This is a genomic window from Microbulbifer sp. JSM ZJ756, assembly GCF_044383805.1.
GTDB classification, from domain to species: Bacteria; Pseudomonadota; Gammaproteobacteria; order Pseudomonadales; family Cellvibrionaceae; genus Microbulbifer; species Microbulbifer zhoushanensis.
The window spans coordinates 1-14,585 of the sequence record NZ_JBISER010000013.1; the positions used below are offsets into that span (position 1 = coordinate 1).

A 14,585-nucleotide genomic window follows, 5' to 3' on the forward strand; every position below is an offset into this window, starting at 1 on the left:
TGCCGGGCGACAACGTACAGATGACTGTTACGCTGATCGCACCGATCGCCATGGAAGAAGGCCTGCGCTTCGCGATTCGTGAAGGTGGCCGTACCGTGGGTGCCGGCGTGGTATCCAAGATCATCGAGTAATCACTACTCCTGATCTGGAATAAAAAGCCGCAGCGGAAACGCTGCGGCTTTTTTTATGCCTGTGGTCCGGCTGCAGTCGGGGCCGGGTCAGAGCGTTCCCTTTTTCCATGGACCCCGGATGGCGAAAGTGACGCCCGGTGACTGAACGTTGGCGAACAGCCAGTCACCGTAAAAGGTGGCCCCCGCCCATTCCCGGCCGCGGAAATCGCCCTCGGTGCTATCCCAGAAGTTTGCCCTGGTTCCCGGGTACACCGCGTCGATGCGGTCGATATCGCCGGCTCCCAGCACAATGCGGTTCTCCGCAAACGGGAAGGTAATGCCCTCGTGGGTCAGGCCCACCATGCGCTTGGGGTTCGAGCTGCCGTCCTCGCACAGGATGATGCCGCCGCGCGGGCTGATGGCGATATTGTCCGGGCCGTCCACGTCCGAGGCGTCACTGGATTCGTAGAGCATGGTCAGGGTTTCCGCCCGCGGGTCGTAGACCCACACCTGGCCCAGCTCGGCGGTGCCCCCATCGGTGGAGACGAAGTAGATCAGGCCGCGGTCTTCCCAGCAGCCCTCGCCGCGGGAGAAGATGGCGGCACTCGGGGCGGAATCGAACGGGCGGCCCTGCATCCCCTCGGGGTCGGTCACCGCTTCCCAGGCGACCTCGAAGGTATCGCCGGGCTGGAAGCCACCCCGCAGGTCCATGGATGGCTGGCCCTTCACCACCAGGGCATACAGCTTGCCGCCGTCCCGCAGTGCTTCGCTGCGATCGCGACCGCCGCGCCAGTTGCGGTGGCCGGCGCCTGGCTGCACATATTTGTAGAATCCGCACGGGTTGGCGTCCTCGGTCTCGTACACAACTCCGGTATTCGGGTCGACAGCAACCGCTTCGTGGCTGAAGCGTCCGGCGGCGCGGACCGGCTGGCCACCATTGCTGGTGCCGAACCCCGGCACGTCGAAGATATAGCCATGGTTGTAGCCATCATTGCGACTGTTCCAGGGGTGGAAGGTCTCTTCACAGGAAAGCCAGGATCCCCAGGGGGTTGGGCCGCCGGCGCAGTTGCGGATAGTGCCGCCGAGGCTGGTGTAGGAGCGCACGAAGCGCCCGCGAGCCAGGTCGAACTCCAGGTTGGTGGTGCCCCCAAATTCGGCCGGGTTGTACATGCCTCCCGGGACGTGACACTGGGTGCTCTCGCCTGCTGAGAGCTCGTGATTGCGCACCAGGGCGATGGTGTGGCCGCGGCGGGCGCAGACCGCCATGCCGTCGTGATCGGTCGGTGTGGCCCGGCCATCGTCCATCAGTTGGCCGGTCCAGCCAAACGACAGGTACTCGAAGCCCCTGGGGAGCGCAAGTAGGGGCAGGCCGGTAGCCAGGTCGCGGGTGGGCTGCAGGGGGCCGTAATCGGGCGAGTAGGCGTCGCGCCCCCGTCCATATCCGGCACCGCTCCCGGCTGCGGCGCGAGCGGCCAGTGAAGAGAAGGCCAGTCCCGCGGCCCCGGCCGCCAGGCCGGATTTGCAGAACTGCCGCCGATCCAGGTTGGCTGCGTCTTTATTGTTGTCCATGATTCCTCCAGAGGTCTTGGTTGCGCGAATTGGCTGCCCGCGGCTGCTTCAATGGCTATGAACACCGGGTCGGGAGGCGATACTGCTTGCTGTTTTCCGGTTCCGGTCACCGTGGACACAGGGATGGCGGGAGGGTGGGATGCTGCTGTCGCCGGCACCGTCCGCCCGCAATTGAATGCGCGTCCAGATTAGGGGTGGTCAATGACAGGCGGGGCAAGCTTGGGTGAAGTTTTGGTGGCCGGGGTGTTGCAGCGCTGCGCGTTCAGGCGCTCTTAAAGCGCGCCTGCCGGGCTCATGAGTCGGGCCGGGTGCGAAGCCGGTCTCGGTTGGGGAGGGCCCCTGTCGCCCTGACAGGAGCCCTCAGGTCTACCGCGCTGAGGTTACGGCCAGTCCTTGCTCAGGTCGCAGTGGCGGCAGCCGGAGAACAGCTGGTCGAAATCGCGTCCGTCCATCGCCACAAGCTCCTCGTGGTCGCCGGACTCAAAGTAGACCGTGTCGCAGCGCCCCAGGCTGCTGTCCACCAGGGTGGTGATGCCGTAGGCAGGTCCAAGTGGGGGCAGTGCGCCCAGTTCGCAGTCGGGGAAGGTGCCTGCCAGGTCTTCCTCGGGCACCATCTCCAGCTGGTTGCGGCCGGTCTCATCATGGACTGCCCGCATGTCCACGCTACTGCTGGCGGGTATCACCACCATCACGGGGCCCTGTGAGTCACGGAGCAGGATCGCCTTGGCAACCCGGTCCTCGCGCACATTGGCGGTGTGGGCGGTCTCGCGGCTGGTGGCGCTGTGTGAGTGAGTGATCACGCGGTAGGATACCGAGTGGTCATCCAGATATTGACTGACTGTAGAGGCCATGGTCATGGTAAAGCCCTCCTGTTCGGCCCGGTAAGCCAAGTGTAGTTTCGCGCCAGGGCGGCGTCGAAAAACCAGACAGGTTGAGTGCTTGACACCCAGTCCCAGCGCCCGTAGAATTCGCGCTCCTTTTCGCCCGCCCTCGGGGCTGCGTAAAAGGACGCTCTTTAGGTTTTTAAGTTGGAGTTTGATTCCATGCAGGGTCAACGCATTCGAATTCGCCTGAAGGCGTTCGATCACAAGCTGATCGATACGTCTACCCAGGAGATCGTCGAGACGGCCAAGCGCACTGGTGCGCAGGTTCGCGGTCCCATTCCGCTGCCGACTCGCAAGGAGAAGTACACCGTGCTGATCTCCCCGCACGTCAACAAGGACGCGCGCGACCAGTACGAGATTCGTACTCACAAGCGTTTGCTGGACATTGTTGAGCCCACCGAGAAGACTGTCGACGCGCTGATGAAGCTCGATCTGGCAGCCGGTGTTGAGGTTCAGATCAGTCTCGGCTAACACTTTTTAAATCAACTACCGAATCCCAGGCGAAAACGGTCTGGGTAGTGTAACGCTCTGAAACTGGGCGGCCGCAGTGGGTTAAAGCCCCGTGCACTGAGAGGTTAAAACGATGACTATAGGTATTGTCGGCCGCAAGAGCGGCATGACTCGCATCTTCACTGAAGATGGCGCGTCCATCCCGGTTACCGTAATTGAGGTAGCCCCGAATCGCGTCACCCAGGTGAAAACCGTGGATTCTGACGGCTATGCTGCAGTTCAGGTAACTGTGGGCAACCGTAAGGCTTCCCGTGTCTCCAAGCCCCAAGCGGGCCACTTCGCCAAAGCCAACACTGAGGCTGGCTCCCGTCTGTTCGAACTGCGCACTGACGGTTCTGACGAAACATTCGAAATCGGTTCTGAGATCACTGTGTCCGGCTTTGAGGCTGGCCAGATGATTGATGTCACCGGCACTTCCAAGGGTAAAGGTTTCCAGGGTGGCGTTAAGCGCTGGAACTTCCGCACCCAGGACGCAACTCACGGTAACTCCCTGTCTCACCGCGCACCCGGTTCTATCGGTCAGTGCCAGACTCCTGGTCGTGTGTGGAAAGGCAAGAAGATGGCCGGCCACATGGGTGCCGAGCGCGTAACCGTGCAGAACCTGGAAGTGGTTCGTGTAGACGCCGAACGTAACCTGCTGCTGGTTAAGGGTGCCGTACCTGGCGCGCCCGGCGGTGATGTGATTGTTCGTCCGGCAGTAAAAGCCTAAGTCTGAGGGGAAATAGATATGGAACTGAATATCGCTACTCCCGAAGGCGCTAAAGGCACTGTAGCTGTCTCTGAAGTGACTTTCGGACGTGAATTCAATCAGGACCTGGTGCACCAGGCGGTAGTGGCCTACATGGCCAGCGCCCGTCAGGGAACCAAGGCCCAGAAAAATCGTGCTGACGTTTCCGGTGGTGGTAAGAAGCCCTGGCGTCAGAAAGGTACTGGCCGCGCGCGTGCCGGTACCATCCGCAGCCCGCTGTGGCGCTCCGGTGGTGTTACTTTTGCCGCTGAGCCGCGCGATCACAGCGTCAAGCTGAACAAGAAAATGTACCGCGCTGCCCTGCGTTGCATCCTGTCCGAGCTGGCTCGCCAGGAGCGCCTGGTGGTGGTTGAGTCCTTCGAAGTGGAAGCGCCGAAAACCAAGCAGCTGGTCAGCAAGCTGGCCCAGTTCGACCTGGCCGACGCGCTGATCATCACTGAAGAAGTGAGCGAGAACCTCTACCTGGCTGCGCGCAACCTGCACAAGATCGATGTACGCGACGTGCAGGGCATCGATCCGGTTAGCCTGATCCGCTTTGACAAGGTCGTGGTTACCGTATCTGCGCTCAAGAAAATTGAAGAGGTGCTGGGATGAACCAAGAGCGACTCTACAAAGTACTGCTGGGCCCGGTAATTTCCGAAAAGGCTGCTGTGCTGGCGGACGCCGCCAACCAGGTTGTTTTCAAGGTTACCACCGACGCCTCCAAAGCTGAGATCAAGGCTGCGGTCGAAAAGCTGTTCAACGTTTCTGTTGAGCAGGTTCGCACCGTGAACGTAAAAGGTAAAACCAAGCGTACGCGTTTCGGCATGGGCCAGCGCAACGATTGGAAAAAAGCCTATGTACGTCTGGCCGAAGGCAGCGACATCAACTTTGAAGCTGCTGAGTAAAGGGGACAGTTACAATGCCGATTGTAAAGAGTAAACCGACCTCTGCCGGCCGTCGCCACCTGGTCAAGGTTGTTAACCCCGACCTGCACAAGGGTGCGCCTTACGCGCCTCTGGTAGAGAGCAAGAGCAAGAGCGGTGGCCGTAACAACGCTGGCCGTATCACCACCCGTCACGTCGGTGGTGGTCACAAGCAGAGCTACCGTATCGTCGACTTCAAGCGCAACAAGGACGGTATCCCGGCCAAGGTTGAGCGTCTGGAGTACGATCCGAACCGCAGCGCACACATCGCCCTGGTCTGCTACGCAGACGGCGAGCGTCGCTACATCATCGCACCGAAAGGCCTCAAGGCCGGTGCAACCGTACAGTCCGGTGATGCGGCCCCGATCAGCGTGGGTAACACCCTACCGCTGCGCAACATCCCGGTTGGTGCCGTGATCCACGGTATCGAGCTGAAGCCGGGCAAGGGCGCCCAGCTGGCTCGCTCTGCCGGTGCCTCTGTACAGCTGGTTGCTCGCGAAGGTCAATACGCGACCATTCGCCTGCGTTCCGGTGAGATGCGTCGTGTGCTTTCCGAGTGTCGCGCCACCCTGGGTGAAGTGAGCAACTCCGAGCACAGCCTGCGCAAGCTGGGTAAAGCTGGTGCCAAGCGCTGGCGCGGTGTTCGCCCGACCGTTCGCGGTGTGGCGATGAACCCGGTAGATCACCCGCACGGTGGTGGTGAAGGCCGTACCTCTGGTGGCCGTCACCCGGTAACTCCGTGGGGCGTACCTACCAAGGGTAAGAAAACGCGCAAGAACAAGCGCACCGATAAAATGATTGTACGTCGTCGCGGCAAGTAAGCCGCGCGTCGTCTGAGCAGCTAGAGAGGAATCGACAGTGCCACGCTCATTAAAGAAAGGTCCCTTTATTGATCTGCATTTGATCAAGAAGGTGGAGGCGGCGATCGCAGCCAATGATCGTCGACCGATTAAAACCTGGTCCCGCCGTTCCATGGTTATGCCGGAAATGGTTGGACTGACGATTGCCGTGCACAACGGTCGTCAACACGTGCCCGTGCTGGTCAACGAAGAAATGGTTGGCCACAAGCTGGGCGAGTTCGCCGCTACCCGCACTTACCGCGGTCACGCTGCGGACAAGAAAGCGAAGAAGCGCTAAGCCGAGGTTAAAACGATGGAAGTAGCAGCAAAACTACGCGGCGCTCGTCTGTCGGCGCAAAAGGCGCGTCTGGTAGCTGATCAGATTCGCGGCAAAGGTGTCGAGGAAGCCCTGGACATCCTGGCGTTCAGCCAGAAGAAGGGCGCGGCGATCGTCAAGAAAGTTCTGGAATCGGCCATTGCCAACGCCGAGCACAACGACGGTGCCGACGTTGACGAGCTGAAGGTGTCCACAATTTTCGTGGACGAAGGGATGACCATGAAGCGCATTAAGCCGCGCGCCAAGGGTCGTGCCGATCGTATTCTTAAGCGTACTTGTCACATCACTGTGAAAGTGGCCGAGAAATAAGAGAGCAGGCGAGAAAACCATGGGACAAAAAGTAAATCCTACCGGCATTCGTCTGGGTATCGTTAAAAAGCATACCTCTGTGTGGTATGCAGGCAGCGACGAGTACGCAGACAAGCTGTACACGGATCTGAGTGTTCGCGATTTCATTCGCAAGAAGCTGGCCCACGCCTCCGTGAGCCGCATTGAGATTGAGCGTCCGGCAAACACTGCGCGTGTGACTATTCACACCGCTCGCCCGGGCATCGTGATCGGTAAAAAAGGTGAAGACGTTGAGCGTCTGCGCAACGAGGTAAGCGCGAAGATGGGTGTGCCCGTGCACATCGACATCGAAGAAGTGCGCAAGCCTGACCTGGACGCCACCCTGGTGGCCCAGAACGTTGCCCAGCAGCTGGAGCGTCGTGTGATGTTCCGTCGCGCCATGAAGCGTGCGGTTCAGAACGCAATGCGCCAGGGTGCGGAAGGCATCCGGATTCAGGTCGGTGGCCGTCTGGGCGGTGCTGAAATCGCCCGTACCGAGTGGTACCGCGAAGGTCGTGTGCCCCTGCACACCCTGCGCGCCAACATCGACTACGGCACTGCTGAAGCGATGACCACTTACGGCATCATCGGTATCAAGGTATGGATCTTCAAAGGTGAGGTTATCGGCGACGAAATGCCCGATGAGCAGCCGAAGAAGACCCGCAAGAAAGCTGCTAAGTAAGGGGTGCGCAGATGCTACAACCGAAGCGTACAAAATTCCGCAAGGTACAGAAGGGTCGCAACCGCGGTCTTTCACAGCGCGGCTCTAAAGTGAGCTTTGGCGAGTTCGGCCTTAAGGCCATCGGTCGTGGTCGCATCACTGCGCGCCAGATCGAAGCTGCTCGTCGCGCAATGACCCGTCACGTAAAACGTGGCGGTAAGATCTGGATTCGTGTGTTTCCGGACAAGCCCATTTCCAGTAAGCCCCTCGAAGTTCGTATGGGTAAAGGTAAGGGTAACGTAGAATACTGGGTAGCTCAGATCCAGCCGGGTAAGGTCCTCTATGAGATGGAGGGTGTTTCCGAGGATCTGGCTCGCGAAGCGTTCGAGCTCGCCGCAGCCAAGCTGCCTGTGAAGACAACTTTCGTTAAGCGTTCGGTGATGTAATGAAGACTGCAGATCTACGCGAAAAGTCAGTTGAGGAGTTGAACCAGGAGCTGCTGAATCAACTTGAAGCCCAGTTCAAGCTTCGCATGCAACAGTCCACCGGTCAGCTGACTCAGACTCATCTGCTGAAGCAGACTCGTCGCGACATTGCTCGCATTAAGACTGTGTTGACCGAGAAGGCAGGTAACTAATCATGGCTGAAGCAAAACTGAAGCGTACTGCGACTGGTAAAGTCGTAAGCGACAAGATGGACAAAACCATCACCGTTTTGATCGAGCGCCGTGTTAAGCACCCGATCTACGGTAAATACGTGAGCAAGTCCACCAAGCTCAAGGCTCACGACGAGAACAACGATTGCAACATCGGTGATGTTGTTGTGATCGAGGAGTCTCGTCCGCTGTCCAAGAGCAAATCCTGGGCTTTGCAGAAAATTGTAGAGCGTGCGGCGAAGGTTTAACCCCTAGCGCATTGAAGAGTTTCGGAGAGAGACGATGATTCAAGCGGAATCCTACTTAGAAGTAGCTGACAACAGTGGGGCTCGCCGCGTCATGTGCATCAAGGTGCTGGGCGGCTCCCATCGTCGGTATGCTGGCGTGGGCGATATTATCAAGGTGACCGTTAAGGAAGCCATTCCCCGCGGTAAAGTAAAGAAAGGTCAGGTAATGAACGCAGTGGTAGTGCGCACCAAGAAAGGTGTGCGTCGCCCCGACGGCTCCCTGATTAAGTTTGACGAAAACGCAGCGGTACTGCTGAACCAGCAAAATGCACCGGTTGGCACCCGTATTTTTGGCCCGGTAACTCGCGAGCTGCGCGGTGAGAAGTTCATGAAGATCATCTCACTGGCTCCCGAAGTTATCTAAGCCTCGAGCGGAGAAGAGTTATGCGCAAGATCAAGCGTGACGATGAAGTGGTCGTTATCGCCGGTCGCGACAAAGGCAAGCGCGGCACCGTACGCAAGGTGCTGAACGACGGTCGCCTGATCGTGTCCGGTGTACAGATGATCAAGAAACACCAGAAGCCAAACCCCCAGCTGGGTGTTGCTGGCGGGATCGTTGAGAAGGAAGCCGCTATCCAGGGTTCCAACGTGGCGATTTACAACCCGTCTACCCAAAAAGCTGACCGTGTAGGCTTCAAAGTACTGGAAGACGGCACTAAGATTCGCGTCTTCAAATCCAGCGGCGAAGCCGTAGACGCATAAGCAGGTTGGGTAACTATCATGGCAAAGCTTAAAGAGCTCTACGTTAAAGAACTCGCGCCCAAGCTGAAGGAAGAGCTGGGTGTCGACAATGTGATGGCAGTGCCGCGCATCACCAAAATCACCATCAACATGGGTGTTGGTGAGGCTATTGGTGACAAGAAGGTGCTCGAGCACGCTGTCGAGGACATGACTGCAATTAGCGGTCAGAAGCCCATTATCACCAAGGCGCGCAAGTCAATTGCGGGCTTCAAGATTCGTGATGGCTGGCCGATCGGCTGTAAGGTAACTCTGCGCGGTGAGCGTATGTATGAGTTCCTGGAGCGCCTGGTCGATATCGCGATTCCGCGTATCCGTGACTTCCGTGGCATCAGCCCGAAGCAGTTTGACGGCCGCGGTAACTTTTCTATGGGCGTGAATGAGCAGATCATCTTCCCGGAAATTGACTACGACAAGGTAGACAAGCTCCGCGGTCTGGATATTTGTATCACTACTACAGCAGCCAACGACGACCAAGGTCGTGCACTGCTGAAAGCATTTAACTTCCCGTTCAAGGGTTAAGAGGATTCCATGGCGAAGAAATCCATGATTGCGCGCGAAGATAAGCGCGCTCGAACCGCAGCTAAGTACGCTGAAAAGCGTCAAGAGCTGAAGGCGATCATCGCCAGTACCACTGCTTCCGATGAGGAGAAGTGGGAGGCTCAACTCAAGCTGCAACAACTGCCGCGCGATGCAAGCCCGGTACGTCAGCAACGTCGCTGCCGTATTACTGGTCGCCCACACGCTGTTTACCGCAAGTTCGGCCTGTGCCGTAACAAACTGCGCGAAGCGGCCATGCGTGGTGATGTTCCCGGCCTGGTCAAGTCCAGCTGGTAAGAAGTCCAGCCGGTATTCGGCAGATTTGAGGAGTCTCATAAAATGAGTATGCAAGATCCGTTGGCAGATATGCTGACCCGCATCCGCAACGCCCTCGGGCGTGGCAAGGCTGAGGTCGCAATGCCTTCATCCAAACTGAAAATTAATGTGGCCAAAGTCCTGAAGGACGAGGGTTACATCAACGATTACGCCGTAAGCGAAGGCACCAAGCCGGAGCTGACCATTGACCTGAAATACTTCCAGGGCAAGCCGGTCATCGCCGAGCTGGACCGCATGTCCCGTCCGGGCCTGCGCGCCTACTTTGGCAAAAAAGCTCTGCCGTCCGTACGTGGTGGCCTGGGTATCGCGATCGTCTCCACCTCCAAGGGTGTTATGACTGATCGTGCTGCACGCCAGGCTGGTATCGGTGGCGAAGTGCTTTGCACCGTATTCTAAGCGGGGGTTGATATGTCTCGAGTAGCAAATGATCCGGTAAAAATCCCCGCAGGCGTTACTGTTGACCTGAAAGGCCAGGATATCGCTGTCAAAGGCAGCAATGGCAACCTGGACATGGTCATCCACGGTGATGTGGAAGTGGCTGAGGCTGATAGCCAGCTGACTTTCGTCGCCCGTAACGGTTCCAAGAAGGCCAAGGCGCTCGCGGGTACTACACGCGCACTGGTCAATAACATGGTGGTAGGTGTCAGCCAGGGCTTCGAGCGCAAGCTGCAGCTGAACGGTGTAGGTTACCGCGCCAAGGCGTCCGGTAAGACCGTAAACCTGACTCTGGGTTTCTCCCACCCCATTGATTATCAGCTGCCGGAGGGCGTTACCGCCGAAACTCCGTCCCAGACTGAAATCGTACTCAAGAGCAGCGACAAGCAGCTGCTGGGCCAAGTGGCTTCTGAGATCCGCGCATTCCGTCCGCCGGAGCCCTACAAAGGTAAGGGTGTCCGCTACGCCGACGAGCGTGTGTTCCGGAAAGAGGCCAAGAAGAAGTAGGTAGGGCATAGAAATGAACGTTAAGAAGCAATCTCGCTTGCGTCGTGCACGCCGTGCCCGCGCCAAGATCCGCGAGCTCGGCACTGTTCGCCTGACCGTGAACCGTACGCCGCGCCACATTTACGCACAGGTCCTGTCCGCCGATGGCGACAAGGTACTGGCTTCTGCCTCTACCCTGGACAAAGACCTGCGCTCAGGAAAAACCGGGAACGTCGATGCCGCTACTGCGGTTGGCACCCTGATCGCCGAGCGCGCCAAGGCCGCTGGTGTTGAGCAGGTCGCCTTCGATCGCAGCGGTTTCAAGTACCACGGCCGCGTAAAGGCTCTGGCTGACGCTGCCCGCGAAGCCGGTCTGAAATTCTAAGGGTTGAGTTATGGCTAGAGAGAAAGACAAAAGCAACGACGAAGGCCTGCAGGAAAAGCTGGTCCAGGTCAATCGTGTTGCCAAGACTGTTAAAGGTGGTCGTATTTTCGCCTTCACAGCACTGACTGTGGTTGGCGATGGTAACGGCCGTGTCGGCTTCGGCCGCGGCAAGGCCCGCGAAGTGCCGGTAGCGATCCAGAAGGCTATGGAAGCTGCGCGTCGCAACATGATTCAGGTTGAACTGAATGGCGACACCATCCAGTATGCCACCAACGGCCGCCACGGCGGTTCCAAGGTGTACATGCAGCCCGCCTCCCAGGGTACCGGTGTTATTGCCGGCGGTGCCATGCGCTCCGTCCTGGATATGGTTGGCGTGCACAACGTACTGGCCAAGTGCTACGGCTCCACCAATCCGGTGAACGTGGTACGCGCTACTTTCAACGCGCTGGCTCAGATGAGCAGCCCGGAAGATGTAGCGGCCAAGCGCGGCAAGTCTGTTGAAGAAATCCTGAACTGATCGCGGTTCGGACACCAAGGTTATTTAGTGGGTTAAGACCATGGCTAAGAAGACCATTAAAGTCACCCAGATCAAAAGCATCGCCAAGCGCCTGAAAAACCATCAGGCGTGCGTTGCGGGTCTGGGCCTGCGCCGCATCGGTCACACTGTGGAAGTGGAAGACACTCCCTCCGTGCGCGGCATGATCAACAAAGTTAACTACCTGGTTAAGGTAGAGGGGGAATAACATGCGTTTGAACGACCTGTCTCCCGCAGAAGGCCACAAGCACGACGCCAAGCGCGTCGGCCGTGGTATCGGTAGCGGCCTGGGTAAAACCGGTGGCCGCGGCCACAAGGGCCAGAAATCCCGTTCCGGCGGATCCGTGCGTCCGGGCTTCGAAGGCGGCCAGATGCCGCTGCAGAAGCGCCTGCCGAAGTACGGTTTCACCGCGTACAGCTCCCGCTTTGCAGCGGAAGTGCGCGTCGGTGAGCTGAACAAGGTGGATGCGGACGTAATTGATTTGGCAGCGCTGAAGAATGCCGATATTATCGGCAGCCACGTAAAACGCGCCAAAGTGTTCCTGTCCGGCGAGCTGACCAAGGCGGTGACCGTCAAAGGTCTGGCAGTCAGCAAGGGCGCTAAAGCGGCCATCGAAGCTGCTGGCGGTAAAGTAGAAGACTAATTGAGGCCCCAATGGCACGACCAGGATCCGGCGTAAATTCCCTGGGCAACAGCAAGGGATTGGGCGAGCTTTGGGCTCGCCTTCGTTTTCTGTTCCTCGCGATACTGGTGTATCGCTTAGGTACCCATATTCCGGTGCCCGGCATTGATCCGGAGAAGCTGGCGAACCTGTTTAACCAGAACCAGGGAACAATCCTGGGCCTGTTCAACATGTTCTCCGGTGGCGCACTGGAACGCATGAGTATTCTGGCGCTGGGCATCATGCCGTACATCTCCGCGTCCATCATCATGCAGTTGATGACCGCGGTGACACCCTCTCTGGAAGCTCTGAAGAAAGAGGGGGACGCCGGCAGGCGCAAGATCAACCAGTACACCCGTTACCTGACGGTGGTGCTGGCCCTGATCCAGGGTATCGGCATGACCTTTGGTCTCGCTGGCCAGAACCTGGCCTACTCAGCTGAGCCCGCGTTCGGTTTCTACTTCGTGGCCGTCGTGTCACTGGTAACCGGTGCGGTGTTCATGATGTGGCTGGGTGAGCAGATCACCGAGCGCGGTGTCGGCAACGGTATTTCCATGCTGATCTTCGCCGGTATTGTGGCAGGCCTGCCCAGTGCGGTCGGCCAGGCTTTCGAGCAGGCGCGCCAGGGCGAGTTGCATCTCCTGCTGCTGCTGTTACTGGGCTTTATCTCGGTGGCCGTAGTGTACTTCGTGGTGTTCATGGAGCGCGGCCAGCGTCGCATTACCATTAACCACGCGCGCCGCCAGGCCGGTCGCTACTCCGCAGCCCCGGCTGCGCAGTCGAGCCACCTGCCGCTGAAGGTCAATATGGCCGGTGTGATCCCGGTAATCTTTGCCAGCAGCATCCTGCTGTTCCCCGCCACTCTGGCGCAGTGGTTCGGTGAGGGTGGTGAAGGCTTCGGTGCCCAGATCCTGCAGTGGATGGCGCTGCAACTGGGGCCGGGTCAGCCGCTGAACATTATCCTGTTCGCACTGCTGATCGGCTTCTTCTGCTTCTTCTATACGGCGTTGATGTTCAACCCGAACGAAGTGGCAGACAACCTGAAGAAATCCGGTGCCTATGTGCCCGGCATCCGTCCCGGTGAGCAGACCGCGCGCTACATCGACAGCGTGCTGACCCGTCTGACCCTGGTGGGTGCGGTATACATCGCATTGGTCTCCCTGCTGCCGCAGTTTCTGGTGGTCGGGTTTAACGTACCCTTTTATCTGGGTGGTACTTCACTGCTGATCGTCGTGGTCGTGGTGATGGACTTCATGTCACAGGTGCAGTCACACCTGTTGTCCCACCAGTACGAGGGGCTGATGAAAAAGTCCAACCTGCAAGGCTACGGTCGTCGCTGATCGCGACACCAGGCAGCAGTTTGATTGAATTGAGGTAAGGTCATGAAAGTACGCGCTTCTGTTAAAAAGATCTGCCGTAACTGCAAAATCGTGCGTCGCAAGGGCGTTCTGCGGGTAATCTGCAGCACCGATCCGCGCCACAAGCAGCGCCAGGGCTAATCGAGACAAGTCCGGTGGCTGGGATTCCCCTCCCGGTCACCGGCGCCGGATTCGACCTCCTGGTCGGTTCCGGGCAGCAGGGACCCACGGGTCAGCTGCTGCCAACAGGGGGCGTTGACTGTCGTCCGTTTCTTCTCGGGAGACCCGGGGAGAGGCGGACTATTGCAATTTAGTGTCTGAGAAGCTATTCTTGCGCGCCTTTTTGGTGGCGCCGCCGGTTTTTTAGTCGCTGTCAGCGCCGAATCTAGAGTTGAGTCACGCTTTGAAGACAAAGCACGTGGCTCCCAATACGTGGAGTATGCCTCTATGGCACGTATTGCTGGTGTCAATGTACCAGACCACAAGCACGCCGTGATCTCCCTGACCCATATCTATGGGGTCGGTCGCACCACGGCTAAATCAATTTTGGCAGCGGTTGGTATCGCTGAATCCACCAAAATCCGCGAACTGTCTGAAGAGCAGATCGAGTCCATCCGTGGCGAAGTTGCAAAGCTTTCCGTGGAAGGCGACCTGCGTCGTGAAGTATCCATGAACATCAAACGTCTGATGGACCTGGGTTGCTTCCGCGGTTTGCGCCACCGTCGCAGCCTGCCGCTGCGTGGCCAGCGCACCAAGACCAACGCCCGTACCCGCAAGGGTCCGCGCAAGCCGATCCGCAAGTAAGCGGCTCTCGCGGTTTAACAATCCCCGCGGCGCTTTGCTGGCCGGGGAGTTGATACAGGATTTAGGATACAGGTATGGCTAAGCCAAAAACTACTGTTCGCAAAAAGGTCAAAAAGACCGTTGTCGACGGTGTTGCCCACGTCCACGCATCGTTCAACAACACGATCGTGACGATCACTGATCGCCAGGGTAATACCCTCAGCTGGGCCACTGCCGGTGGTTCCGGTTTCCGTGGCTCGCGCAAGAGCACGCCTTTTGCAGCCCAGGTGGCCGCTGAGCGCGCGGGTAATGCCGCTCAGGAATACGGCCTGAAAAACCTCGACGTCGAAGTTAAGGGCCCCGGCCCCGGTCGCGAATCTGCTGTTCGCGCCCTGAATAACTGCGGCTTCAAGATCACCAATATCACCGACGTGACGCCGATCCCGCATAATGGTTGTCGTCCGCCCAAAAAGCGTCGCGTGTAAGAGGGGGCTG

General features: G+C 58.5%; 27 protein-coding genes and 1 pseudogene. 26 read left to right on the forward strand and 2 right to left on the reverse strand.

All coding sequences use genetic code 11. The features are described from left to right. Positions 1-131, forward strand: a pseudogene (gene tuf / locus ACH6CX_RS17140) (elongation factor Tu); the annotation flags it as partial. Between the two features lie 87 nt (positions 132-218). Here tuf and ACH6CX_RS17145 read toward each other — a convergent pair. After that, the gene (locus ACH6CX_RS17145; RefSeq protein WP_237064405.1) at positions 219-1,679 is read right to left on the reverse strand and encodes an alkaline phosphatase PhoX; all 1,461 of its coding nucleotides are present in this window, start codon (positions 1,677-1,679) and stop codon (positions 219-221) included. 380 nt (positions 1,680-2,059) lie between these two features. Beyond that, the gene (locus tag ACH6CX_RS17150; protein WP_232940892.1) at positions 2,060-2,569 is read right to left on the reverse strand and encodes an aminoacyl-tRNA deacylase; all 510 of its coding nucleotides are present in this window, start codon (positions 2,567-2,569) and stop codon (positions 2,060-2,062) included. A 153-nt stretch (positions 2,570-2,722) separates the two neighbouring features. Here ACH6CX_RS17150 and rpsJ point away from each other — a divergent pair, with 153 nt between their 5' ends. From rpsJ to rpsK, 25 genes are all read left to right on the forward strand, one after another. After that, complete coding sequence (rpsJ, locus tag ACH6CX_RS17155) at positions 2,723-3,034, forward strand: 30S ribosomal protein S10 (protein ID WP_066967210.1); 312 nt, start codon at positions 2,723-2,725, stop codon at positions 3,032-3,034. A gap of 112 nt (positions 3,035-3,146) precedes the next feature. Continuing rightward, positions 3,147-3,782 carry a 50S ribosomal protein L3 gene (gene rplC, locus ACH6CX_RS17160; RefSeq protein ID WP_232940893.1) on the forward strand — a complete coding sequence of 212 codons (636 nt, stop codon included), beginning with the start codon at positions 3,147-3,149 and terminating at the stop codon, positions 3,780-3,782. A gap of 18 nt (positions 3,783-3,800) precedes the next feature. Next, positions 3,801-4,415, forward strand: a complete 615-nt coding sequence (rplD, locus tag ACH6CX_RS17165; RefSeq protein ID WP_232940894.1) for a 50S ribosomal protein L4 — start codon at positions 3,801-3,803, stop codon at positions 4,413-4,415. Then, a complete protein-coding gene (gene rplW, locus ACH6CX_RS17170; protein ID WP_232940895.1) occupies positions 4,412-4,708 on the forward strand; it encodes a 50S ribosomal protein L23 in 297 nt (98 codons plus the stop codon). The genes rplD and rplW overlap by 4 nt, the downstream gene beginning before the upstream one ends. Positions 4,709-4,722: 14 nt before the next feature. Continuing rightward, on the forward strand, positions 4,723-5,547 hold the full coding sequence (gene rplB / locus ACH6CX_RS17175; RefSeq protein ID WP_232940896.1) for a 50S ribosomal protein L2: 825 nt from the start codon (positions 4,723-4,725) through the stop codon (positions 5,545-5,547). 37 nt (positions 5,548-5,584) lie between these two features. Next, positions 5,585-5,863 (forward strand): 30S ribosomal protein S19, encoded by a 279-nt coding sequence (rpsS, locus tag ACH6CX_RS17180; RefSeq protein ID WP_067087044.1) that lies wholly within the window; start codon positions 5,585-5,587, stop codon positions 5,861-5,863. A 15-nt stretch (positions 5,864-5,878) separates the two neighbouring features. Further along, positions 5,879-6,211, forward strand: a complete 333-nt coding sequence (gene rplV / locus ACH6CX_RS17185) for a 50S ribosomal protein L22 (protein ID WP_067087040.1) — start codon at positions 5,879-5,881, stop codon at positions 6,209-6,211. 19 nt (positions 6,212-6,230) lie between these two features. Beyond that, a complete protein-coding gene (rpsC, locus tag ACH6CX_RS17190) occupies positions 6,231-6,911 on the forward strand; it encodes a 30S ribosomal protein S3 (protein WP_232940897.1) in 681 nt (226 codons plus the stop codon). 11 nt (positions 6,912-6,922) lie between these two features. Then, positions 6,923-7,336, forward strand: a complete 414-nt coding sequence (gene rplP / locus ACH6CX_RS17195; protein ID WP_067087034.1) for a 50S ribosomal protein L16 — start codon at positions 6,923-6,925, stop codon at positions 7,334-7,336. Beyond that, positions 7,336-7,527 carry a 50S ribosomal protein L29 gene (gene rpmC, locus ACH6CX_RS17200; protein ID WP_067087030.1) on the forward strand — a complete coding sequence of 64 codons (192 nt, stop codon included), beginning with the start codon at positions 7,336-7,338 and terminating at the stop codon, positions 7,525-7,527. Before rplP ends, rpmC begins: the two co-directional genes overlap by 1 nt. 2 nt (positions 7,528-7,529) lie before the next feature. After that, a complete protein-coding gene (gene rpsQ, locus ACH6CX_RS17205) occupies positions 7,530-7,793 on the forward strand; it encodes a 30S ribosomal protein S17 (RefSeq protein WP_232940898.1) in 264 nt (87 codons plus the stop codon). A 34-nt stretch (positions 7,794-7,827) separates the two neighbouring features. Further along, a complete protein-coding gene (gene rplN, locus ACH6CX_RS17210; protein WP_091516889.1) occupies positions 7,828-8,196 on the forward strand; it encodes a 50S ribosomal protein L14 in 369 nt (122 codons plus the stop codon). Between the two features lie 20 nt (positions 8,197-8,216). Further along, positions 8,217-8,534: a 50S ribosomal protein L24 gene (rplX, locus tag ACH6CX_RS17215; RefSeq protein ID WP_232940899.1), complete on the forward strand. Its 318-nt coding sequence runs from the start codon at positions 8,217-8,219 to the stop codon at positions 8,532-8,534. Between the two features lie 18 nt (positions 8,535-8,552). After that, positions 8,553-9,092, forward strand: a complete 540-nt coding sequence (gene rplE, locus ACH6CX_RS17220) for a 50S ribosomal protein L5 (RefSeq protein WP_232940900.1) — start codon at positions 8,553-8,555, stop codon at positions 9,090-9,092. Between the two features lie 9 nt (positions 9,093-9,101). Continuing rightward, positions 9,102-9,407 (forward strand): 30S ribosomal protein S14, encoded by a 306-nt coding sequence (gene rpsN, locus ACH6CX_RS17225; protein ID WP_232940901.1) that lies wholly within the window; start codon positions 9,102-9,104, stop codon positions 9,405-9,407. A gap of 42 nt (positions 9,408-9,449) precedes the next feature. Next, positions 9,450-9,842 (forward strand): 30S ribosomal protein S8, encoded by a 393-nt coding sequence (gene rpsH / locus ACH6CX_RS17230; protein ID WP_232940902.1) that lies wholly within the window; start codon positions 9,450-9,452, stop codon positions 9,840-9,842. Positions 9,843-9,854: 12 nt separating this feature from the next. Beyond that, entirely contained in the window at positions 9,855-10,388 is a 534-nt protein-coding gene (gene rplF / locus ACH6CX_RS17235) for a 50S ribosomal protein L6 (protein WP_232940903.1), read from the forward strand. Positions 10,389-10,401: 13 nt separating this feature from the next. Beyond that, positions 10,402-10,752: a 50S ribosomal protein L18 gene (gene rplR, locus ACH6CX_RS17240; RefSeq protein WP_232940904.1), complete on the forward strand. Its 351-nt coding sequence runs from the start codon at positions 10,402-10,404 to the stop codon at positions 10,750-10,752. 10 nt (positions 10,753-10,762) lie between these two features. Continuing rightward, on the forward strand, positions 10,763-11,269 hold the full coding sequence (rpsE, locus tag ACH6CX_RS17245) for a 30S ribosomal protein S5 (RefSeq protein ID WP_232940905.1): 507 nt from the start codon (positions 10,763-10,765) through the stop codon (positions 11,267-11,269). Between the two features lie 40 nt (positions 11,270-11,309). Then, positions 11,310-11,495 carry a 50S ribosomal protein L30 gene (rpmD, locus tag ACH6CX_RS17250; protein ID WP_232940906.1) on the forward strand — a complete coding sequence of 62 codons (186 nt, stop codon included), beginning with the start codon at positions 11,310-11,312 and terminating at the stop codon, positions 11,493-11,495. A gap of 1 nt (position 11,496) precedes the next feature. Next, positions 11,497-11,931 (forward strand): 50S ribosomal protein L15, encoded by a 435-nt coding sequence (gene rplO, locus ACH6CX_RS17255; protein ID WP_232940907.1) that lies wholly within the window; start codon positions 11,497-11,499, stop codon positions 11,929-11,931. A gap of 11 nt (positions 11,932-11,942) precedes the next feature. Continuing rightward, the gene (secY, locus tag ACH6CX_RS17260; protein ID WP_232940908.1) at positions 11,943-13,289 is read left to right on the forward strand and encodes a preprotein translocase subunit SecY; all 1,347 of its coding nucleotides are present in this window, start codon (positions 11,943-11,945) and stop codon (positions 13,287-13,289) included. 42 nt (positions 13,290-13,331) lie between these two features. Then, positions 13,332-13,448, forward strand: a complete 117-nt coding sequence (gene rpmJ / locus ACH6CX_RS17265; protein ID WP_091516926.1) for a 50S ribosomal protein L36 — start codon at positions 13,332-13,334, stop codon at positions 13,446-13,448. Positions 13,449-13,754: 306 nt separating this feature from the next. After that, positions 13,755-14,111: a 30S ribosomal protein S13 gene (gene rpsM / locus ACH6CX_RS17270; RefSeq protein WP_232940909.1), complete on the forward strand. Its 357-nt coding sequence runs from the start codon at positions 13,755-13,757 to the stop codon at positions 14,109-14,111. A gap of 74 nt (positions 14,112-14,185) precedes the next feature. Then, the gene (gene rpsK, locus ACH6CX_RS17275; RefSeq protein WP_091516932.1) at positions 14,186-14,575 is read left to right on the forward strand and encodes a 30S ribosomal protein S11; all 390 of its coding nucleotides are present in this window, start codon (positions 14,186-14,188) and stop codon (positions 14,573-14,575) included. The last annotated feature ends 10 nt before the right edge of the window (positions 14,576-14,585 follow it).